The sequence below is a fragment of the Hydrogenophaga sp. L76 genome (assembly GCF_057654755.1).
The window spans coordinates 1,789,083-1,809,284 of sequence record NZ_CM172807.1 but is presented as its reverse complement, the minus strand read 5'-3'; the positions used below and the strand labels follow the sequence as shown (position 1 = coordinate 1,809,284).

Sequence of the window (20,202 nt, the reverse complement as noted above, 5' to 3'; positions counted from 1 at the left end):
CATCGGGCACCGGGGGCGTGGCCACCCGATGCCCATGCACCCGGGGTGCGTCAATGGTTGAGGATGATGTTCGCGATCAGCCCGGTTGCGATGGCGATCAGCACGTAGTCGGTGCCCACCTGCACCCACTGGTGACCACGCGGGGGCGGCGCCAGACGGTGTCCGCGGTGGTCCACCACGAAATACTGGCGATGACGGTACTCGTAGGGAATGTAGTGGCCGCGGCGAAACTCGGGGCTGCGCGCGTTGTAGTAGCGGTGGTTGTTCCGGAAGTTCCGGTTGTTGCTGCGCGCATCGCGGCGGTCGTCGCGCCGGTCGAAGCGGTCGTTGCGACGGTCATCGCGGCGTTCAACGCGGTCATCGCGGCGGTCGTCGCGGCGTTCAACGCGGTCATTGCGGCGGTCGTCGCGTCTTTCGACGTGCTGGACCGGTTGCACGATGACGCGCACGTCGCTGCGCCTGTCACCGCGCTTGTCGTTCGACTGCGCGAAGGCGGACAGCGAGCTCAGTCCGAGTGTGGCGGCCAGCAGGGCACTGACGAGGGTTCTGGATTTCATGGAGGTACTCCGTGGGTTGGGGTGAGCGAATACTGACAGCAACTTGTGTCGCCCGGGTAAAGGCCGGGCACTCGGACTGCAAAGACAGGTAGCCAGGTGTTCCTCTGGTCCCCCGCCTCAGAGACCTGTCAGGGCCGCTTCCTTGGCGCGCATCTTGGCCGCGATGTATTCACCGTGTGTCACGTGCAGCAGCCCGGCGACCTTGCTGATGACGTGGTTTTCGTGGGCATCGATGTGGTCGTCGGCATATGCGACCTGCCACATCGCTTCGACCACCCGCACCTTCTGCGCCTGGGTGAACCGCTCGTTGAGCTGGCTGGTGAAACGCTGGTAGTCGTAGGCGGTGTGGGCGGTGTCGTGCGCCAGCTCCAGCAGCCGCTTCAGTTCCTCATCGTCGAGAGAAAACTTGCTGCGCAGCGCGTTCAGCACCGCGTCGCGCTCCGATTCGGCGATGGCCGGATCGGCCCGCATCACCTCGACCAGCAGCACCGCCGTGGCGAGTTGCAGGTCGTGCACCTGTTCGGCGGGTGACTGGTTGGCCGCGGGGGCCGTGAGCTGGGCGAGAAAGTCCTGGAGCGTCTTGAGCATGGTGCAGTGTGTGGGTGGTGTGTCAGTCAGGGTAGAGCGAGCGGGGGTGTGCGGGGTTCCCGAACAGGTGGCCGGGTTTCAGGCCTTCGCCCGCAGACCCTGCACCAGCGCGCCGATGGCGATGCCGGCGAGTGCCCACAGCAGGCTCCAGTTGCCCGTGCCCAGGCCCGCGATGGCCGGACCGGGGCACACGCCGCACAGGCCCCAGCCCACGCCAAACAAGGCCGACCCCACCAGCGTGTCGCGGTTCCAGTGGGCGACGTGCTGGTGGAAATAGCCACCGAGCAGTGGGCTGGCGAGCAGGCGGGGAAGCAGCCTGTAGGCGAGCAGGGTCACGAGCACCGCACCGCCCATCACCAGCATCAGGCCAGCGTCCTGGAAACGCAGGAAGCTCAGCACCACCTCGGGTTGCACCATGGTGGAGAGCGCCAGGCCAAAACCGAACAGCGCGCCGCCCGCCAGCACGGCGAGGAATTTCATCGGACTCATGCCAACCCCCAGGCGACCAGGTTGGCCGTGATGAAGGCCGTGGCCATGAAGGTCAGCACCGCCAGCAGCGAGGGCAGCTGCAGCGAACCCAGGCCGCAGATGCCATGGCCCGAGGTGCAGCCGTTGCCCAGGCGCGCACCGTAGCCGACGAAGAAGCCGCCCAGCAGCAGCATCCACACCGGCACCCCGGTGGACAGCGGTGTGCCATCCGAAAAAACGAGCCACCAGACCAGCGCCCCCAGCACGAGTCCGGCCGCGTAGACCAGCCGCCAGCCGCGCGAACCGGTGAAGCGCTCCTGCTGGAAGAACGGCCGTCGTGACACGAAGGACCAGGAGCTGGTGAACACCGTGCTCATGCCGCCCACCAGGCCGGTGAACATGAACAGCAGCGACACGCCGGCGCCGATCAGCAGGCCGCCGAGCAGGTAGTGCTGCCAGCCCAGGGGGAAGAGGTTGGTGAGGGAGAGTTCCATGGCGGCGGATTATCCATGTCGGGCCTGCGCCCGATGAGAGCTTGCTGCAGACGCCAAAGTGGCAACGGCATCAGGGGCATGGGCGCTGTTGGGCGCCGGATAATCGGCGACCACGGTGGCCGATCCGGTTCCATGTCTCCACGCTTATGCACACCCTTGAACAACTGCGCAGCGGCGCGCTCGCCGGCACGCGCCGGCTCGACCTGAGCTGCGGCCTGACCGAACTGCCCCCCGAGGTGCTGGATCTCGCCGACACGCTGGAGGTGCTCAACCTCACCGGCAACCGCCTGCGTGAACTGCCGCCCGACCTGGGCCGGCTGCACCGGCTGAAGATCGTTTTCTGTTCCAGCAACGCGTTCACCCACCTGCCCGAGGTGCTGGGCGACTGCCCGGCGCTGGAGATGGTGGGCTTCAAGGCCAACCGCATCCAGCACGTGCCCGCCGCGGCGCTGCCGCCAAAGCTGCGCTGGCTCATCCTGACCGACAACGCCATCGAACAACTGCCCGCCGAACTGGGCCGGCGCCCGGCGTTGCAAAAGCTCATGCTCGCGGGCAACCGCCTCGACGCACTGCCGCCGGGGCTGGCCAACGCGCAGCGGCTGGAGCTGCTGCGCCTGTCGGCCAACCGCTTCACCGAGCTGCCCGCTTGGCTCACCGAACTGCCGCGCCTGGCCTGGCTGGCCCTGGCGGGCAACCCGCTGGGCTGGCACCGAGCGGCGCCCGCGCCGCTGCCCCGCATCGCCTGGGGCCGGCTGCGCGTGGCCGAGCGGCTGGGCGAGGGTGCTTCCGGCCACATCCACCGAGCGCATGTGGACGGCGGTGCCCGCGAAGCGCTGGCGCTCAAGCTGTTCAAGGGAGCGGTCACCAGCGACGGCCTGCCCGAACACGAACTCGCCGCTTGCCAGGCCGCCGGGCAACACCCCGCGCTGTGCACGCCCAGCGCCGAACTGAGCGCGCACCCCGAAGGCGTGCACGGCATGCTGCTGCCGCTGCTGCCGCCCGAACTGGTGAACCTCGCCGGCCCGCCCAGCTTCGACAGCTGCACGCGCGACGTGTATGCGCCCGGCTTCACCCTGCCCGCCAGCGCCGCGCTGCGCGTGGCCCGCACCATGGCCAGCGCGCTGGCCCATCTGCAACAGCGCGGCGTGATGCACGGCGATTTCTACGCGCACAACATCCTCTGGAACCCGGCCAGCGGCGACGCCATGCTCAGCGATCTCGGCGGCGCCACGCTGTTGCCCGACGACCAGCCCGCGCTGCGCCGCGCCCTGCTGGCGCTGGACGTGCGCGCCTTCGGCTGCCTGCTGGAGGAACTGGTGGCCCACGCCCAGAGCGCTGGCGCCACGGCATCGCCGGCGCTGGGCCGTCTGGCCGGTCTCGCCACCGCCTGCCTGCACACCGACCCGGCCGCTCGACCCGAGATGGCCGGCATCGCCGGCGACCTCGACACCCTGGGCCGCTGAACAAGCCCGCCGTTTTGGCGTGCAGCCGGTTCAGGCGTCGCCGGCCATCGCGTGTTGTTTCCGCCAGCGGGCGGGCGTCATCCGGTGTTCGCGCTTGAAGGCGCGGTGGAAGGCCGGCTCGGACTCGTAGCCTGCTTCCCCGGCGATGCGCGCGATGGGTTCGGTGGTTTCCAGCAGGCGCCGCGCTGCATGCTGCAGGCGCCACTTGCCCAGGTAGCGCATGGGCGGATCGCCCACCAGTCCGGTGAAGCGTTCGGCAAAAGCCGAGCGCGACAGCCCCACCTCGCGCGCCAGGCCTTCGGTGGTCCAGGCACGTTCCCGCTGGCCGTGCAGCAGGGCCAGCGCGCGGCCCACCCGGGGGTCGCGCAGCCCGGCGATCCAGCCGCTGCCGGTGGTGGCGGGGTCGTCCTGCAGGTACTGGCGCACCGCCTCGATGAACAGCAACTCGGCGAGCTTGCCGAGCACGGCGGGCGACAGCTTTTCGTCCGGCGCAGGCCGGCGTGAGGCGAAGCGCAACGAGCTCTCGACCCACTCGCTTGCTGCCGCATCTTCCATCCGCGCCTTGAGCACACGCGGCAGGGCGCTGAGCAACGGGTCGTCAGGCTGGTTGTGCGACAGGAAGCCGCAGAAAAAACGCGTGTCCGCGGCATCGGCGTTGCCATGGACCAGGCGCCCGGGCCGGCTGCCGTCGCCGGGTTCGAACAGGTCGTTCACATCAATGGGCGCCAACGCCAGCTCGCTGCCGAGCAGGTGGTGGTCGTTGCGCGGCAGGATCACGATCTCGCCGCGGTGCGCGCTCATCGGCACACCGCCGACCACCTGCACCAGCAGCTCGCCCTCGCAAACGAAGTGGTAGGCAATGATGTGGCGCGGCAGCGGCAGGTAGCCCGCGCAGTCTTCGGGCGACACCTTGGACACCACGCACCAGGGTGAGGTGAAAGCCGCTTCCAGAAACACGCCACCGGTCAGGCGCATGGCGCGCAGGATCTCGGTCAGCGGATCGGCGGGGCGGTCTTCCAGCATGGGCGGCGTTTCGGTGACAAATGCCGGCGCCCTGGGCATTGTGGGTGCGCCGTCAGACTTCTAGAGTACCCCTACCGGCCCCGCAGGCGCAACACCGGCCAGCGGCCAAGCCACCCCCGGACGGCCGGCACGCAACCACATATTCAAGGAGCCTCCCCATGATCACCGACACCCAGGGCCACGCCTTGAGCGGCGCCACCACCGAAGCCTTGCCCTTCTACGAACAGGCCGTCACGGCCTTCCAGCTGTACCGCGGCGACCCCATGGCCAGCCTGGCGCAGGCCACCGCCGCCGCGCCGCGTTTTGCCATGGCGCACATCCTCCAGGCCCATATGCTGGCGCTGGCCACCGAGCCCGGTTGCGTCGCCATGGCGCAAGAGGTGCTGCAGAACCTCCGGCCACTGCCGATGAACGAACGCGAAGCCTCGCATGTGGGCGTGATCCAGCGCGTGCTGCAGGGCGAATGGACCAAAGCCGCCCTGGCCATGGACCTGCACCACACGCGGCACCCCTACGACATCGTGGCGCTGCAGGCCGGGCACCTGATCGACTTCTACCGCGCCAGTGCGCGCAACCTGCGCGACCGCATCGCGCGCGTGCTGCCGCACTGGTCGGCCGACATGCCAGGCTATTCCATCGTCCTGGGCATGTACGCATTTGGACTGGAAGAAAGTGGCGACTACGCGCGCGCCGAAGCGGTGGGTCGCGAGGCGCTCGACCTGCAGCCGCTGGACTGCTGGGCGCACCACGCGGTGGCGCATGTGATGGAGATGCAGGGCCGCGCGCAGGACGGCATCGGCTGGATGAAAGCGCGCGAACCGCACTGGTCGGGCGATGACAATTTCTTCAAGGTGCACAACGCCTGGCACGGTGCGCTGTGCCATCTGGAGCTGGGCCAGACGGACGCCGTGCTCGCGCTCTACGACGGCACCGTGCGCAAGACGCCGAGCGCCGTGGTGCTCGACCTGGTGGACGCCTCGGCCCTGCTGTGGCGCCTGCAGCTCACGGGAGTGGATGTGGGCGGTCGCTGGACCGAGCTGGCGCAGACCTGGGACGCCCACGCCGATGGCCGCCTCTACCCGTTCAACGACTGGCACGCGGTGATGGCCTACCTGGGTGCCGACCGCCAGAGCGACGTGCAGCGCCTGCGCGATGCCATGCGCAGCGCCGATGGCGCCAGCGAGGTCTCTCGCTGGGCCGCCGACACCGGGCACGACCTGGTGGAAGGTTTTGCCGCGCACTGGCGCGGTGAACACGACAACGCGGTGCAGCACCTCTACCGCGCGCGGTACTTCGCCAACCGCTTTGGCGGCAGCCATGCGCAGCGCGACATCATCGACTGGACGCTGACCGAGTCCGCCCTGCGTGCCGGCCAGCGCGGCATGGCCGAAGCCTTGGCCAACGAACGCCTGGCGCTCAGGCCGCACAGCCCGGTCAACCGCGGTTTCCTGCGGCGGGCGCGGGCGACCGGGGTCCCGGCAACCCAGCGGGCCGCCAGACGGGTCGCGGTGACGCAGTGAACCGGGTGGATCAGGCGTCCAGACGGATATGGCCTTCGGCCACGTAGCGTTTGAAGTCGGTCAGGGGCATCGCCGCCACGCCGTGGGTCTCTTCGTCGACCCAGCTCAGCGTGACGTCGTTCAGCCCCTGGGTCACCTCCACCGGTCCGGGGCGGATGGCGATGTTCGGACCGTCGCCTTCGCGGTATTCGACCTTGCCAACAATGCGTGCGGTTTGTGCCATCTGGATTTCCCTCTGAAGGTGATGCAATCAGCTTCGCCGCGGGGCGAAACCAGGGTCTGTTCGTTGCCAGACAGAGCAGGCCATTTTTGACCCATCCGGGCGTTCTTCGGTGTGCGGCCCCGACAAGACCGGACATTCATGCGGAGTATCGAGGGCCTGGCCCGGTGTGGTCGATGGGGTCGTGTGCTTTTTTGTAATTCCCGTTGTCCGGAATGAACCACAAGTAACCACCTTTGTTGAAAGAGAACCACGACCCCGGACACCGGTTCCAAGCGGAACCCGGCCGGTTTTTCCGGCCGGGTTCGCCATTCCCCTGCCGTGTGCAGCAACGCTGAAGGAACCCGTCATGATTGCTTCCAGACTTCTCACCTCGTCGGTGACCGCCCTGGCTGTCGTGGGCGCGGTGGGCTGGGCCTATGCCCAGACCGCGCCAGAACCTGCCGCCGAGGCGCAAACGCCGATGACCACACCCGCGGACGCCGCGGTCACGCCCGCACCGGACGCCGCAACGTCCGGCGCCATGATGAACGAACCCATGGAACGGGCCGACCGCAACTGATCCGATGGACGGGCACGACACACCGCCGGACGCCTCGCGCCGGGGCATGGCCGAGGACGTCCGGCGCGGCTTGCTGGCGGGCCTGGCCATCCTGGCGCTGGTGATTCCGCCCGTTCAACAGGTCCTGGTGCAGGTGGCTGCTCCGGTCAGCGCCGGGCGCCTGCCCGACTTTGGCCACACGCCGGCTTCGGTCGCCACCCGCCAGGTGGTGGACTGGGTGGCCGGCACGGGCAACCACAGCGGCCAGCCGTTCGTCGTCATCGACAAGAAGGCGGCCCGGCTCTATGTGTTTGACGCGGCGGCGCGCCTGCGCGATGCCACGCCGGTCTTGCTGGGCTCGGCGCCGGGCGACGACTCCGTGCCGGGCATCGGCTCGCGGCCCATCGCCGAGGTCAGGCCCGAGGAGCGCACCACGCCCGCGGGCCGCTTCGTGGGCATGGCAGGCCGCAACCACACCGGCGAAGACGTGGTGTGGGTCGATCACGGTGCGGCCGTGTCGATGCACCGGGTTCGCACCACCCAACCCACCGAGCGCCGGCTGGAGCGGCTCGCATCGCCCTCCGTCGCCGACAAGCGCATTTCGTACGGCTGCATCAACGTGCCGGCCGATTTTTACGACGCGCACATCCGTCCGATGTTTTCGGGCCGGCATGCCGTGATTTACGTGCTGCCGGAACACAAATCGCTGCAGCAGGTGTTCGGGTTCCAGGCGCGGCCCATCACGCATGCAATGCCTTCCTGAACCGCGGCTGGCAGCTTGGCACCTGCCGCGCACTGTGCGCTGGTGCACAGACGGACCGCCGCGCGGGCGTTACTTTGTTCCGGTGATGCGGCGGCTCGCCACCGCACGCTTTTTTCCCTGTTCCAAAGGAGACCGTATGTCCCTCTTGTCCCATTCCATGACCCGTGGTCTGCTGGCCAGCGCTGCCCTGCTCATGTTGTCGCCTGTCGCTTTCGCGCAGTCGCGCTCGGCGATCGATGCGACCTACCAGCAAGACCGCGCCGCCTGTCTCGACAGTGCGTCGATGCACGAACGCACGGCCTGCCTGCGCGAGGCCGGTGCGGTGCGCGCCGAAGCCCTGAAGGGCCGTCGGTCGACCGGAACGTCACCCGAAGAACTGGCGCGCAACGCCCTCCAGCGTTGCAAGGATATGTCGCCCGACGACAAGATGCTCTGCGAGCGCAGGGCGCGGGGCGACGGCAACGAAACGGGCTCCGTGGCCGCCGGCGGCTTGTTGCGTGAACTGGTGACCGAGGTTCCGGCGCCGGCGCCCATGCGGGCCCCCATGCAAGCGCCGATGCCCGCGCCCAGATAACCGGATCGCGGCGCAACAGCGCCGTTCATCGGCGGCTGGCGATTCCCGTTGGCCGCCGGTCCGATGGGTGGGGCCAGTGCCAGCGCACGGCCAGCGCGATCACGGCGGCGATCAGGGGCACCCAGCCTTGCTGTGATCCCATGGTCCACAAGGTGGCCGCGCTGACGACGCACCAGGCGACCGCCACCCCCTGCAGCGCCCCCAGGAGTCCGCGCGCGAAGCGTCCTCTCGCGTCCGCGCTCAGCAGCAGACCCAGGCTGCCGATCGCCGTCGGGTCGGGCGCGAAACCAAACACCTCGGCCTGCACCAGCGACCGGCCCGCGACCATTGCGTGCAGGGGGTACAGCAGCAGCGCCCAGGCCAGCAAGCCGAGGCCGATCCCGCAGCGCAGGGGGTGGGCCGTGGTGCGCAGGCTGCTGGCGCCCGACAGCACGAGCAGGCCGAGGGCCTGCACGGCGAAGACGCCAGCCGAGACCGTGGCCGCCGGGTTGATGGCCGCGTAGCGTTGCAGGAGAAAACTCCAGGCCACCAGCGCCCAGCACAACGCCAGCGCCGCGGTGCCCGCCCGCAGGGCGGTGTCGCTGCGCCGCAGCAGGCCGAGGCCCACGGCCAGAAAGACCAGCGTGGTCAGCACCGGCATGGGCCAGAGCGCCTGGTTCTGCAGCTCGAACAGGCGCCAATAGGTGCGCGGCGCGAACATCAGCAGATCGGCCGGGCGGTAGGTCCACCATTCGCTCATGGCTGGCTCGGGGTTGCTGTGCCGTGCAGCACGTGGGTGTTCAGAGCGCCGCCACGTCCCGCGCCATGCGCGCGCGCAGGGTGGCGTCGGGCAGGCGTCCGCGCGCCGCGCCCATGTTCTGACGCAGATGCGCCACCTGGCTGGTGGCGGGAATGGCGCAGGTGACGGCCGGGTGCGACACCACGAATTTCAGCGCCACCTGGGCCCAGCCGTCGCAACCGATCTCGCGCGCCCAGCCCGGCAGCGGGTGGCCGCGCAACCGGTCCAGCAGGTCACCCTGGCGGAACGGCCGGTTCACGATCACGGCGATGCGCCGTTCCTGCGCCAGCGGCAACAGGCGCTGCTCGACCTCGCGGTCCACCAGGTTGTAGGTGAGCTGCACGAAGTCGATCGCTTGCGTGCGCAGGATGCGCTCCAGCTCGGCGTGGCGCCGGCCTTCGGAGGTGCTGATGCCCACATAGCGCAACTGGCCCGCGGCCTTCATCGCCTGCAGCCGCGGCAGGTGTTCCTCCCAGGCCAGCAGGTTGTGCACCTGCATCAGGTCGAAGCGCGGCACACCCCAGTGCGCCCGCGAAGCCGCCATCTGCCCGGCCCCGCGTGCCGCGTCACCCACCCACACCTTTTCGGCCGAAAACAGCGTGGCCGGGTGGCCCAGTTTCGCCAGCGCATGGCCGATCACCGGTTGCGAGGATCCGTACATGGGCGAGCTGTCGATCAGGCGGCCGCCCTCGGCAAAAAAGGCGCGCACCACCTCGGCACACCCATCGCGGGCCACCGGGTCGTTGCCCACGTTGAAGGTGATCCAGCTGCCCAGCCCCACCACCGGCAGCGCTTCGCCGCTGGAAGGGATGGGGCGCGTCAGGGGGCTGGGTGCAGGCTGGGCCGTTGCACGCGTGGCCCAGGCGGGCAGGCCCGCCAGCAGGGCCGATGTGGCCAGCCAGCGGCGGCGGTCCGGTGCGACCGGGGCCGGCGAATGCGTGCGCGGTGTGTCCATGTGCAGCCCGGTTCAGCGAAACCCGAACACCAGCAGCAGGTTGTTCGCCGGCATGGCGAGCCGCAGGCCCAGGCCCAGGCCGCAGCGCAGGGCTTCTTCTTCCACCGCGTCCCGGCGGCGCAGGCCCCAAGCCGGGTTCTGCGCGTGCAGGCTTTCGTCAAAGGCCAGGTTGCCGGGCGAGGTGGGCACGCCGTCCTCCAGAAACGGCCCATAGATCAGCAGCAGACCGCCGTCCTTGACCAGGTGGCGCCCGGCGCCCTGCATGAGTGATCGGCACGTGGCCCAGGGCGAGATGTGCAGCAGGTTGGCGCAGAAGATGGCATCGAAGGGCAAGGCGAACGCACTGGCCAGGGTCTCTTCGTCGCTCGGCCACCGCGGCTTCATCACGTCGAGCAGACAGGGCGCACGCACGTTGCCGGCCCCGGCCTCCTGCACCCGGGCCGCAATGGCGGGCAGTGCGGTGCTGTTTGCTTCGGTGGGTTGCCAGGTCCAGCCGGGCAGGCCGGCGCCGAACCAGGCCGCGTGTTGCCCGGTGCCCGAGGCGATTTCCAGTGCGCGGCCCCGGGTCGGCAGCACCTCGCGCAAGGCCTCCAGGATCGGTTGCTTGTTGCGGTCGGCGGCGGGGCTGAACGGCAGGGTACTCATGGGCGTGGCGCGGCGGAACCGGGGGGCGGGCGTCAGACCGGGCTGCCGGCCGTCCGGGGCGTGGTCAGGGTCAGCAGGATGTCGGCGTACCAGGCGCAGTTCAGGCCCAGCGACTCGTCGAGCACGCGGTCGCGGTCGCCCATGTCCATGCGCGACGAATGCACGCCCAGCAGCTTCCAGGGCAGCTCGGCCGTCTCGGGGGTGGGCGCGGTGTCGCGCATCACCACCGCCGCGCCGCTGGTGCCGCGGTGGGTGCGCGCGTCGGTCAGGAAGAAGCCCTGCCCCTGGAAGCGGATGCCATAGGGCGACGCGATCGCCGCCTGGCGCACCACCGGCAGGTGGTGCACGGCGTCGTGAAAGCCGAGCGGAAAACCCACCACCAGCAGCGAGGCGTCCACCGGCACGCTGGCAAACGAGGTCTGCAGGTGGGCCGGGGTGAAGGCGCGGATGATCGCGCCGGCCGGCAGCTGGCTGCGGTCCAGCTCCAGCACGGCGACGTCGATCTCGCTGCCGCCGTCGCGGCCCTGGCGCCACACCGCCGCGCCCTGGTTGTAGAGCAGCATCGAAAACCCGGTCGAGCGGGTGAGGTTGCTGGCGTCCAGGTGCACCTCGATCTCCAGCCGGTCGGGCAGGTGGCTGGTGGCTTCGTCGATCACCACATGGCGGCTGGTGACGAGGTAGAGGCGCTCGTCGCGCTGGAAGAAGAAACCGCTGGCGTTGGTGAGCGCGTAGCTGCGCAGGAAGGTGGACACGCGCGGCGCGGCCAGAAACAGCGGGTCCACCGTGGCAGACGCGTTGCGGGTTTGTGGTGGTGGCGAGGTGGGGTTCATGGGTGGTTCGGTATTCATGAAGAGTCTGTTCAGACCACAGCACCAAACAGGGCGCCCACGCCGGCTGTTATGGCCATGGCCAGCGCCCCCCAGAAGCCCACGCGCCAGGCGCCCAGGCCCATGCGGGCACCGCCGGCGCGTGCGGCCAGGGCGCCGAGCAGGGCAAGAAAAAGCAGCGACGAGCCCGCCACCCAGCCGATCAGGCCCGGCCCAGGCACCAGTGCCGTCACCGCCAGCGGCAGCGCCGCACCCGCCGCGAAGCTGGCGGCCGAGGCCAGCGCGGCCTGCACCGGCCGCGCGCTCAGGGTGTCTGAAATGCCCAGTTCGTCGCGCGCATGGGCGCCCAATGCGTCGTGTGCCATGAGCTGGGTGGCCACTTGCCGGGACAGTTCGGCGTCCAGACCGCGCCCGGCATAGATGGCGCTGAGTTCACGGTGTTCGGCGGCCGGGTCGGCATCGAGCTCGACCTGCTCGCGGGCCAGGTCGGCTCCCTCGGTGTCGGCCTGCGAATGCACCGACACATACTCGCCCGCGGCCATCGACATGGCGCCAGCGACCAGCCCGGCCACCCCGGTCAGCAGGATGCTGCTGTGGTCGGCGCTCGCCGCCGCCACCCCCAGCACCAGGCTGGCGGTGGAGACGATGCCGTCGTTGGCGCCGAGAACGGCGGCGCGCAGCCAGCCGATGCGGTCGGTTCGGTGGCGTTCGGTGTGTCGCCAGCGGGAGGGCATGGGCAGTCCTTTGCGGTTCTTCGTCGGGCCCCAGTGTAGGAGGCCAACCCGGCGCGATCTGTCCGCTGTCGAACATACCGGGGGTGTGGTGCAGGGTACATGACCGCGGGTGTTTGTGGCCACCGCGGGTTGTGTGGCGGGTCGCCGGGTCGCTGGCCGGCGATTCAGCGCCAGGTGCCCGGTGCCAGTCCGTCGAGGGTGTGGGGCCCGATGGCGGCGCGGATCAGGCGCAGCGTGGGGAAGCCCACCGCCGCCGTCATGCGGCGCACCTGGCGGTTGCGGCCTTCGCGGATCACCAGCTCGATCCAGGCCGTGGGCACCGCCTTGCGCACCCGGATCGGCGGATTCCGCTCCCACAGCCCGGGTGGCTCCGGCATCGCGCGGGCGCGCGCTGGCAGGGTGGGGCCGTCGTTGAGCTTCACGCCGCGGCGCAGCGCGGCCAGCGCGGCTTCGTCGGGCACACCCTCCACCTGCACCCAGTAGGTCTTTTCCATCTTGTGGCGCGGGTCGGCGATGCGCGCCTGCTCCTGGCCGTCGTCGGTGAGCAGCAGCAGGCCTTCGCTGTCGGCGTCCAGCCGGCCGGCCACGTACACGCCGGGCCGGTCGATGAAGTCCTTGAGTCCGCGCCAGCGCCCTTCGGGTGTGAACTGGCTGAGCACGCCGTAGGGTTTGTTGAAGCGGATCAGCATGGTGGCGCTCGCTCCATCATTCAGCGAGAAACAGCGCCGGATCCACCATGGCTCGGTTGAGCATCACGCCCCAGTGCAGGTGCGGCCCGGTCACGCGGCCGGTGGCGCCCACGGCGCCCAGGCGTTCGCCCGCCAGCAGCGTGTCGCCCACCCGCACATCGATCGCGCTCAGGTGGCACACCATGCTCAGCAGGCCACCGCCGTGGTCGAGCCAGACCGTCTGGCCGTTGAAGAAGTAGTCGCCGGTGTCGATCACCCGGCCCGCCAGCGGCGCCACCACCGGGGTGCCGGTGGGTGCGGCGATGTCCATGCCACTGTGAGGATTGCGCGACTGGCCGTTGAACACACGCCGCAGCCCGAAGGAACTGGAGCGCCGCCCCGGCGTGGGCACCCGCATGCGCAGGCTCGCCGGCAGCGGTTCGCTGAACACGGCAATCACCGTCTTCTGGTGGTCGCGTTCGCGCTCGAAGCGCGCCAGGTCCTGGGGTGAGAGGTCCACCGTTTTCGGGGCCACCTTCAGGCGCTGCTCGGCGTAACGTTTGGGCACCACCGTGTAGGCCTGTTCGCGCGGCGCTTGGCCGTCGATCTGCACCACGATGCGCGCCTCGCCCGGCGTGGCCGACAGCGGGATGCCCACCAGTGCGGACCATTCGATCGGGTCGCCCAGCACCAGCAGCGGCACCTCGCCCGCCCAGGCCCGGGGACGCTCCTGCGATGGCCCCAGCGAAAGGCGAACGATGCCGCCCGGCACCGGCGCCACCTGGGGCACGTTCGCCTCGGCCGCCGCTTCCCCGGCCCCTGAGGCCAGGCGCCAGTTACCCAGCAGCAGAAGCCCCACGGCGCCCGCGGCCCCCCGCACCACGGAGCGGCGGGAGCGGGTCGACTGAGCAGGTGGCACAAGGGGGTTCTGAAGCATGGGAGGCGGGTGCGCTGGTTGGACGATCGGCAGGGCGTGGCGGGCGCTCCAAGCATGCCACCGATCGGGCCGGCGGTGAACCGCGGGTGGGCCGGCGGTCCGGTCGGCTAGCATGGCCGCATGACCGTTCACACCGAGAGCCTGCGGCTCGCCTCCCTTTATCCCGATGTTTTCCATGTCGAGGCCCCCGAATCCCCTGTGGGGCCCGACCTCTGGCCGCGCAAGCCGGGGGTGTTCATCCGCAAGGCGGCCGCTGCCGTGGCCGAACCCGTGGAACCCGTGGAACCGGCGGAAGTTCAGGAACCGCAGGAACCCCGACCGGCGCCCCCGCTGGTGCGCGAACTCGTGGCCGGCCAGTTTGGCCTGGTGCCGCGCTGGGTGAAGTCGGCGTCCGATGCCAAGCTGCGTTCGCCCAAGCTGGTCAACGCGCGCAGCGAAACCGTGACCACCTCCAACAACCTGCGCGAAGCCTGGCTCGCCGGGCAGCGCTGCATCGTGCCGATGATGGCGTTTTTTGAAGACGACTTCCGCAGCGGCAAAGCCGTGGCCACGCGCATCAGCCGCGTGGACGGCCAACCCATGGGCGTGGCGGGCCTGTGGGAAAGCTGGACCGGCGCCGGCGGCGAAGTCATCGTGAGCTACACCCTGCTCACCGTCAACGCCAACAGCCACGCGCTGATGCACCGCTACCAGCAGCCCGGCAGTGAAAAACGCATGCCCGCGGTGCTGAACGAAGGGGGCTACGACGCCTGGCTCAACGCCGCCCACCCCGAGAAGGCGCGCGAATTCCTGCGCGCCTACCCGGCCAACTGGCTGACGGCGAACCCGGTCGAAAAAAAGTAGCGTTCCGCGGACCTCAGCGCAGCGGCTGTGGCGCGGTCACGATCTCGTGCTCGGTGGTCGCATCGGGTCCCTGAGGGCGGGACCAGTTGGCGATTTGCGCCAGCGCCAGGCGCTCGGCCTCGTTGAGGATGTCCATCGGCTTCGCGTGTGAGGGGGCGTGGGTGACCACCCCGATGCCCAGGCGCGGCTGGAAGGTGTGGTGCGTCTGATACTCATCCACCACCGGCAGCGACGCGCCGACCATGAAGCGCAAATGGGCCAGCGTTTCGGTCAGCGGCGCGGCGTGCTTGTCGGTGAACATCACCACCACAAAGCAGCGCGGGTGGTATTGACCCACCACGCAACGGAAACCGGCCGCGCGGCGAACGCGCGCCGCCAGCGTCACCAGGATCTGGTGCTCCACACCCGGCCCGGCCGAATCGGTCAGCTCGTAGAGATTGCTCACGTTCACGCAGATCACCGAACATTCGCCCTGCTGGCGGGCGGTGCGCCAGAACACGTGTTCCACCTCGGCGATCAGGGCCGAGCCGGTGTAGAGCCCAGTGACCGGATCGGCGCCTTGCTGCACGCGCGAGAGGCGGGCGAGCTTGCGGTTTTGCCGGTTGCGCACAAAACCCAGCACCGTGGCCGTGAGGAAATACACCATGGTGACCAGCGCCGTGAGCAGCCAGAAGCCCGAACCCAGGCCCGGTGCGTCCAGGCCGCGCAGGTACAGGCCACTCACCATGGCCGCCAGGCACACGATCGCCAGCACCATCCAGCGCGCCAGCGGATCGCCCCGCCGGGTGGCCCGGATGACCGCGATCAGCGCCAGCAACACCGGCACCATGTTGACCACCGCGGCCGCCAGCAGCACCGGACGAAAGTGGTCACGCGACACCTGGCTGGCCAGCAGCGCCAGCGCCATCGCGGTCAGGAACACGGCAGCGCCCCCCCAGGCGGTGAGGCGGTGCGCCAGGGCGTCCTCGCGCGCACCGCCCAGCCAGCCACCCAGGAAATACAGGGCCACGCCGCCCGCCAGCGGCCCCAGACTGGCTTTGAGCACCATCAGCGGACGCTCTGGCAGGGCTGGAAACAAGGCTTCCGGCAAACCCGACATGACCACGCAACTCGCGCCAGTGAGCACCACAAACCACAGGTTGCGCATCGCGCCCGTGCTGCGGCTGCCCAGCGCGTCACCCAGCGCCAGCGCCGCCAGCGTCAACAGACCCCCGAGCATGGCCGACCAGATGGCGATTTCAGAAACAGGCATGCGCCCGATTATGGTTGCCATGGCCCAACCAGAATCGCGGGAATCTATCGAATGCGTGTCTGAGCTGCGACACCCCACGAACGCACGCCGCTACAGCGTCTGCCGGTAGCGCTCCAGCATCTGTTCCTGTGTCTCCACCGGCGCCTCCGCGCTCATGCGCTCGCCGATCTGGTCGCGCAGCATCTCGCCCATGCTCGGCATCACCGAGCGCTCAACCTGGCGGCTGGTATCCCAGAGTGCCGATCGCATCAGCGCCTTGGCGCAATGCAGGTAAGACGCCCGCACCGTCACGCGGATGACGAGTTTGGGCACGCGCCTCGCATCGGCGCTGCGCTCGCGGTCGGCTTCATCGGTGGTCAGCAGCGCGCTGCCGTTCACGCGCAGCGTCTCGTCCATACCCGGCACCAGAAACAGCAGGCCGATCTGGCCGGTCTGCACGATGTTTTCCAGCGTGTCGAGCCGGTTGTTGCCCGGCGCGTCGGGGATCAGCAGCGTCTGCGGATCCAGCACTTTCACGAAGCCCGGCTCACCGCCGCGCGGCGACGCGTCCAGCGCGCCGTTCGCCCCCGCGCTCGACAACACCACCAGCGGCGACAGGCCGATGAAGCGCGTGGCGTGCACGTCGAGCTGAGGGAGTTCCTTCTTGGCCGAGCGTTCGCGCACCGGGTCGTACAGCGCGCGCAGCGCTTCAAGGGTGGTGATGTTCATGGCTTCAGGGCTTACAGGTCGTAGGTCACCGAGCGCTCGGGCAACACGCTCAGGTCCAGCGAGCGCACCGCGCCCATCCAGATGGCGCGGTCGCGGTGGTCCACCAGGTCGTTGCCGGTGATCGGGTGGATGAACACCACCAGACCGCCGCGGTGCAGCGTCAGCCAGGGGATCACGTCGGCAAACAGCGCCGCCTTGAAGGCCAGCTGGCAGCTCCAGTCCGGGTGCGGGCCCACCGGTTTCTCGTGCACGCGGCCCATCTTCAGGGGGAACGCTGCGGCCGCCGCTTCGCACAGCGTGCGTGCCTGCGCCAGCGTGTCGGCGTTGAAGTACACGTGGGCGTGCCAGCCGTGGATGGCGGTGTCGGGCGGGGCGGTGGTGGCGTCGTTCATGCGCGGCATGATGGCAGATTTCAGCGCACGCTGTGCCGTGCCGAGGGCGTGCAGCTCGCCACTGGCATACAGTCCCCGCATGACCACCCCTGTCACCCATCCAGCCCTGCGGGCACGCAGCCCGCAGGGCGAAGGTACGCCCATGAGCCACGCCGTCTCGCGCCTGCGCACCGCGCGTCTGGCCGTCAGCTCCAAGCCTTACGTGGCCCGCGGCTCCGGTCTGGGGCGCTGCCCCAGCTGCCGGCTCATTGCCAGCCACTGCATCTGCTCGCTGCGCCCGCAGGTGCCCACGCGCGCCGGCGTGTGCCTGATCATGGGTGACATCGAAGCGCTCAAGCCCAGCAACACCGGCTGGCTGATCGCCGACGTGGTGGCCGACACCTGGGCCTTCGGCTGGGCGCGCACCGCGGTGGACCCGGCGCTGCTGGCGCTGCTGGCCGATCCGCAGTGGCAACCGTATGTGGTGTTCCCCGGCGACTACGTGGAGCCCGGGCGCGTGGTGACCGCGCTGCCACCGGTTGAAGACAAGGAAGCCGGGCAGGGCGACCAGCGCCCGCTGTTCATCCTGCTCGACGGCACCTGGTCCGAGGCGCGCAAGATGTTTCGCAAGAGTCCGTATCTGGACCGCCTGCCCGTGCTCAGCCTGCATCCCGAACAGGTGTCCAACTACCGGCTGCGCCGCTCCACGCACGAGCACCACTTCTGCACCTCCGAAGTGGCCGCGCTGTGTTTCGAACTGGCCGGAGAACAGCGTGCCGCCGACACGCTCGCCGCCTGGCTCGACGTGTTCACCGACCACTACCTCAGCATCCGGCAGCAGCTGCCGCTGGACTGGGCCAGCGAGCCGCACCAGCGCCTGCAGGCGCTGGCGATGCCTGCGCGCTGAAACGCAGGCGGGACCGCGCTCAGCCCGGAATCTCCGGCTCCACCAGCAGCGCCAGCAGCTGCAGCGACTGCTGCCAGCCCAGGTAGCAGGCTTCGGTGGGGATCATGGCCGGAATGCCCTGCTGCACCGCGGTCAGCTCCGTGCCCACCGACACCGCTTTCAGCGTGATCGTGGTGATCATCTGGCCGGGCAGGTTCGGGTCGTCGAACACATCGGTGTTCACGATGCGCTCATTGGGCACCAGCTCCAGGTATTTGCCACCAAAGGCGTGCACGTGGCCGCTGCTCAGGTTGGTGAACTGCATGCGGTAGATGCCGCCGACCTTCGCGTCCATCTCCAGCACGCGGCCCGTGAAGCCGTGCGGCGGCAACCACTTGGCCATCGCGTCCGGGTCGAGAAAAGCGCGGTACACGCGCTCGGGCGGTGCGGTCAACACACGGTGCAGGGTGACGGTGCCGGTGGTCATGGGGAATCTCCTGGGTGGCGGTTGGGGGTGACGGGTGAAGCGGCGGACAGCTGGCGCATCCACCAGCCTACGACGAAGCAGGGTGCCCGGTTTCGACAAACCCGTGTTACCCAGCTTGGCGCAACGGCCACCTGTGCCTATCATGGTCTGCACGGCATGGCCGCCCCGTGGGGCGGCACGGCCGGCGTCCCGGGTGTTCACTCTCAAGGGGGCAGGCGACATGAAAGACGTTGACCAACTTTCACCCGTCAAACAAGGGCTGTGGTTCTACGGCGGCGTGACCACCTGCCATGTGCGCATCGTGCGCCACCACACCCTGTACGGCACCGGCAACGCCGACGACCCGCCCGAACTCGCCGGCGATCACGCCGTGGAGTGTTACTACATCCGCTTCGACAAGCCCCACACACCCATGCCCTGGCAGGACGGCGGCGCGGCCCTCTCGCTGCGCGAGGCCGTGTTCATGGCCGAACGCAGGCTCGGCCCTGTGGTCAGCTGGGTCGACTGACGACGCTCAAACACTCGCCGCTGGCACCGGCCGCACGGTGTAGCTCGCCGTGCCTTGTGTCCAGGCCAGCAGGCGGTCGATGTTCGGGTGTTTGCCCGGGTGCGTGCGCGCATCGGCCGTGTGTTCCGCGTACCAGTCCAGCCCCAGCGCCGCGGCTTCGGGCGTGATGCGGCCGCCGTGCATCGCGGCCAGGGCGGCGTACACCGCCAGCGAACCGGTCTGGCCCGGCCTGTTTTCAATCGTGGCCAACACCGCACCGTGGGCGTCCAGCAGTTGCAGCGCGGCGAGGTGGTGGGTGGCGGGCAGGGTCTTGAGTCGCTCGGTGAAGTTCATGCTGGTTCAGGGTTTTCGCAGTGGCTCCGATTCTTCCCGATTCATGTAAACCATGCGAAATTTTGTTGTGCCGTTCATAGACGGCCGCTGTGTGCAACCTTGTGCGCCAGCGCCGGCTCATGAAAACCGCGGTGTAGGATGGGCAGCCTCCCAACCATCACCCAGGTGACGAGGCATGAACCCACCGACTTCCCGGCTCCCCGTACTCATCGCTGCCCTGGTCGCGCTCGCCGTGGCGGGCTATTTCGGCTGGCAGCAGTTCAAGCCCGTGCAGGCGCCGTTGGCCCCGGTCGCTGCGCCCTCGGCCGCCGCCCCGGAAGCGCCACCTGCGCCGGTGGTCTCCGAGCCCACAGCCCCCGCCATTGAGCACCCCGTCGAGGCGCCGGTGGCCGATGCCGCCAGCGAGCCCACCGCGCTGCCCGCGCTGGACGGCTCCGACGAACACGTCAGCGGCTTGCTCTCGGGCTTGCTCAGCCGCAAGAACCTGCTCACCTTCCTGCAGCTCGACGGCTTCGTGCGGCGGGCGGTGGCCACGGTGGACAACCTGGCGCGCTCGCAGGCGCCGGTGATGGTCTGGCCCGTCATCCCCACGCCCCAGCGTTTCACCACGCAACGCGGTGAGAACGGCGTTGAAACCATCCACCCCGGCAACAGCCAGCGTTATGTGCCGCTGGTGCTGATGATCGAATCGGTGGACACCGGCAAGGCCGTGGACCTTTACCGCAGCCTCTACCCCCTGTTTCAGCAGGCCTACGAAGAGCTGGGCTTTCCGGGCCGCTATTTCAACGACCGGCTGGTCCAGGTGCTCGACCACCTGATCGCCACACCGGTGCCCACCGAACCGCTGGGCGTCACCCTCGTGGACGTCAAAGGCACCGTCCCGTCAACGCGCCCCTGGGTGCGCTACGAACTGGCCGACCCGGCCCTGGAGTCCTTGTCGGCCGGGCGAAAGATGCTGCTGCGCACCGGCCCGGACAACCAGCGGCGTTTGCAGGCCAAGCTCAAAGACATCCGCCAGCGTGTGGCCAAGCCCTGAGCGCCCTGGCCACCGACGGAAAC

General features: G+C 69.3%; 27 protein-coding genes. 9 read left to right on the top strand and 18 right to left on the bottom strand.

Translation table 11 applies throughout. The annotated features are described in order from the left end of the window. Positions 1-50 precede the first annotated feature (50 nt). From AC23D4_RS08585 to AC23D4_RS08570, 4 genes are all read right to left on the bottom strand, one after another. Positions 51-557, bottom strand: coding sequence for an RcnB family protein (locus AC23D4_RS08585; protein WP_472889389.1), 507 nt, complete (start codon positions 555-557; stop codon positions 51-53). A gap of 117 nt (positions 558-674) precedes the next feature. Continuing rightward, positions 675-1,145 (bottom strand): tellurite resistance TerB family protein, encoded by a 471-nt coding sequence (locus AC23D4_RS08580; protein ID WP_472889390.1) that lies wholly within the window; start codon positions 1,143-1,145, stop codon positions 675-677. Positions 1,146-1,223: 78 nt separating this feature from the next. Then, positions 1,224-1,634, bottom strand: coding sequence for a DUF6691 family protein (locus tag AC23D4_RS08575; RefSeq protein ID WP_472889391.1), 411 nt, complete (start codon positions 1,632-1,634; stop codon positions 1,224-1,226). Further along, positions 1,631-2,107 (bottom strand): YeeE/YedE family protein, encoded by a 477-nt coding sequence (locus tag AC23D4_RS08570; protein ID WP_472889392.1) that lies wholly within the window; start codon positions 2,105-2,107, stop codon positions 1,631-1,633. Before AC23D4_RS08570 ends, AC23D4_RS08575 begins: the two co-directional genes overlap by 4 nt. A gap of 146 nt (positions 2,108-2,253) precedes the next feature. Here AC23D4_RS08570 and AC23D4_RS08565 point away from each other — a divergent pair, with 146 nt between their 5' ends. Continuing rightward, positions 2,254-3,570 carry a leucine-rich repeat-containing protein kinase family protein gene (locus AC23D4_RS08565; RefSeq protein WP_472889393.1) on the top strand — a complete coding sequence of 439 codons (1,317 nt, stop codon included), beginning with the start codon at positions 2,254-2,256 and terminating at the stop codon, positions 3,568-3,570. A 30-nt stretch (positions 3,571-3,600) separates the two neighbouring features. On the opposite strand, the gene AC23D4_RS08560 is transcribed toward AC23D4_RS08565, so the two are convergent. Further along, entirely contained in the window at positions 3,601-4,593 is a 993-nt protein-coding gene (locus tag AC23D4_RS08560) for an AraC family transcriptional regulator (protein ID WP_472889394.1), read from the bottom strand. 158 nt (positions 4,594-4,751) lie between these two features. Between AC23D4_RS08560 and AC23D4_RS08555 the strand changes: the two genes are divergently transcribed. Further along, entirely contained in the window at positions 4,752-6,113 is a 1,362-nt protein-coding gene (locus AC23D4_RS08555; RefSeq protein WP_472889395.1) for a tetratricopeptide repeat protein, read from the top strand. A gap of 10 nt (positions 6,114-6,123) precedes the next feature. Here AC23D4_RS08555 and AC23D4_RS08550 read toward each other — a convergent pair whose 3' ends face one another. Next, positions 6,124-6,336: a hypothetical protein gene (locus tag AC23D4_RS08550; protein ID WP_305279002.1), complete on the bottom strand. Its 213-nt coding sequence runs from the start codon at positions 6,334-6,336 to the stop codon at positions 6,124-6,126. A 346-nt stretch (positions 6,337-6,682) separates the two neighbouring features. Between AC23D4_RS08550 and AC23D4_RS08545 the strand changes: the two genes are divergently transcribed. The 3 genes from AC23D4_RS08545 to AC23D4_RS08535 all read left to right on the top strand — a co-directional run bounded on the left by AC23D4_RS08545 (position 6,683) and on the right by AC23D4_RS08535 (position 8,211). Continuing rightward, complete coding sequence (locus AC23D4_RS08545) at positions 6,683-6,895, top strand: hypothetical protein (protein ID WP_472889396.1); 213 nt, start codon at positions 6,683-6,685, stop codon at positions 6,893-6,895. Between the two features lie 4 nt (positions 6,896-6,899). Then, a complete protein-coding gene (locus tag AC23D4_RS08540; protein ID WP_472889397.1) occupies positions 6,900-7,637 on the top strand; it encodes a hypothetical protein in 738 nt (245 codons plus the stop codon). 136 nt (positions 7,638-7,773) lie between these two features. Next, a complete protein-coding gene (locus tag AC23D4_RS08535) occupies positions 7,774-8,211 on the top strand; it encodes a hypothetical protein (RefSeq protein WP_472889398.1) in 438 nt (145 codons plus the stop codon). Between the two features lie 25 nt (positions 8,212-8,236). Here the strand turns inward: AC23D4_RS08535 and AC23D4_RS08530 are convergent, their stop codons facing one another. The 7 genes from AC23D4_RS08530 to AC23D4_RS08500 all read right to left on the bottom strand — a co-directional run bounded on the left by AC23D4_RS08530 (position 8,237) and on the right by AC23D4_RS08500 (position 13,755). Further along, a complete protein-coding gene (locus AC23D4_RS08530; RefSeq protein ID WP_472889399.1) occupies positions 8,237-8,950 on the bottom strand; it encodes a DUF6064 family protein in 714 nt (237 codons plus the stop codon). Between the two features lie 40 nt (positions 8,951-8,990). Further along, a complete protein-coding gene (locus AC23D4_RS08525; RefSeq protein ID WP_472889400.1) occupies positions 8,991-9,944 on the bottom strand; it encodes an aldo/keto reductase in 954 nt (317 codons plus the stop codon). A 12-nt stretch (positions 9,945-9,956) separates the two neighbouring features. Next, positions 9,957-10,589: a DUF938 domain-containing protein gene (locus AC23D4_RS08520; protein WP_472889401.1), complete on the bottom strand. Its 633-nt coding sequence runs from the start codon at positions 10,587-10,589 to the stop codon at positions 9,957-9,959. Between the two features lie 32 nt (positions 10,590-10,621). Next, positions 10,622-11,437: a S1 family peptidase gene (locus AC23D4_RS08515; RefSeq protein ID WP_472889402.1), complete on the bottom strand. Its 816-nt coding sequence runs from the start codon at positions 11,435-11,437 to the stop codon at positions 10,622-10,624. An 11-nt stretch (positions 11,438-11,448) separates the two neighbouring features. After that, positions 11,449-12,150 carry a VIT1/CCC1 transporter family protein gene (locus tag AC23D4_RS08510; protein ID WP_472889403.1) on the bottom strand — a complete coding sequence of 234 codons (702 nt, stop codon included), beginning with the start codon at positions 12,148-12,150 and terminating at the stop codon, positions 11,449-11,451. Positions 12,151-12,314: 164 nt separating this feature from the next. Next, the gene (locus AC23D4_RS08505) at positions 12,315-12,839 is read right to left on the bottom strand and encodes a pseudouridine synthase (RefSeq protein ID WP_472889404.1); all 525 of its coding nucleotides are present in this window, start codon (positions 12,837-12,839) and stop codon (positions 12,315-12,317) included. Between the two features lie 16 nt (positions 12,840-12,855). Beyond that, a complete protein-coding gene (locus AC23D4_RS08500; protein WP_472889405.1) occupies positions 12,856-13,755 on the bottom strand; it encodes a peptidoglycan DD-metalloendopeptidase family protein in 900 nt (299 codons plus the stop codon). Positions 13,756-13,875: 120 nt separating this feature from the next. On the opposite strand from AC23D4_RS08500, the gene AC23D4_RS08495 reads away from it, so the two are divergent. Continuing rightward, complete coding sequence (locus AC23D4_RS08495; protein ID WP_472889406.1) at positions 13,876-14,598, top strand: SOS response-associated peptidase; 723 nt, start codon at positions 13,876-13,878, stop codon at positions 14,596-14,598. A 13-nt stretch (positions 14,599-14,611) separates the two neighbouring features. Here the strand turns inward: AC23D4_RS08495 and AC23D4_RS08490 are convergent, their stop codons facing one another. The 3 genes from AC23D4_RS08490 to AC23D4_RS08480 all read right to left on the bottom strand — a co-directional run bounded on the left by AC23D4_RS08490 (position 14,612) and on the right by AC23D4_RS08480 (position 17,031). Then, a complete protein-coding gene (locus tag AC23D4_RS08490) occupies positions 14,612-15,850 on the bottom strand; it encodes a GGDEF domain-containing protein (RefSeq protein WP_472889407.1) in 1,239 nt (412 codons plus the stop codon). A 90-nt stretch (positions 15,851-15,940) separates the two neighbouring features. Next, positions 15,941-16,558, bottom strand: a complete 618-nt coding sequence (locus AC23D4_RS08485) for a pyridoxamine 5'-phosphate oxidase family protein (protein WP_472889408.1) — start codon at positions 16,556-16,558, stop codon at positions 15,941-15,943. A gap of 11 nt (positions 16,559-16,569) precedes the next feature. Beyond that, positions 16,570-17,031, bottom strand: coding sequence for a DOPA 4,5-dioxygenase family protein (locus AC23D4_RS08480; RefSeq protein WP_472889409.1), 462 nt, complete (start codon positions 17,029-17,031; stop codon positions 16,570-16,572). A gap of 61 nt (positions 17,032-17,092) precedes the next feature. Between AC23D4_RS08480 and AC23D4_RS08475 the strand changes: the two genes are divergently transcribed. Next, a complete protein-coding gene (locus AC23D4_RS08475; RefSeq protein ID WP_472889427.1) occupies positions 17,093-17,836 on the top strand; it encodes a tRNA-uridine aminocarboxypropyltransferase in 744 nt (247 codons plus the stop codon). 19 nt (positions 17,837-17,855) lie between these two features. On the opposite strand, the gene AC23D4_RS08470 is transcribed toward AC23D4_RS08475, so the two are convergent. Next, positions 17,856-18,302, bottom strand: coding sequence for an SRPBCC family protein (locus AC23D4_RS08470; RefSeq protein ID WP_210828544.1), 447 nt, complete (start codon positions 18,300-18,302; stop codon positions 17,856-17,858). 220 nt (positions 18,303-18,522) lie between these two features. Between AC23D4_RS08470 and AC23D4_RS08465 the strand changes: the two genes are divergently transcribed. Then, positions 18,523-18,810, top strand: a complete 288-nt coding sequence (locus AC23D4_RS08465; RefSeq protein ID WP_472889410.1) for a hypothetical protein — start codon at positions 18,523-18,525, stop codon at positions 18,808-18,810. 6 nt (positions 18,811-18,816) lie between these two features. Here the strand turns inward: AC23D4_RS08465 and AC23D4_RS08460 are convergent, their stop codons facing one another. Then, a complete protein-coding gene (locus AC23D4_RS08460) occupies positions 18,817-19,143 on the bottom strand; it encodes a DUF2322 family protein (protein WP_472889411.1) in 327 nt (108 codons plus the stop codon). A 175-nt stretch (positions 19,144-19,318) separates the two neighbouring features. On the opposite strand from AC23D4_RS08460, the gene AC23D4_RS08455 reads away from it, so the two are divergent. Then, entirely contained in the window at positions 19,319-20,179 is an 861-nt protein-coding gene (locus tag AC23D4_RS08455; RefSeq protein ID WP_472889412.1) for a DUF3014 domain-containing protein, read from the top strand. Positions 20,180-20,202 lie beyond the last annotated feature (23 nt).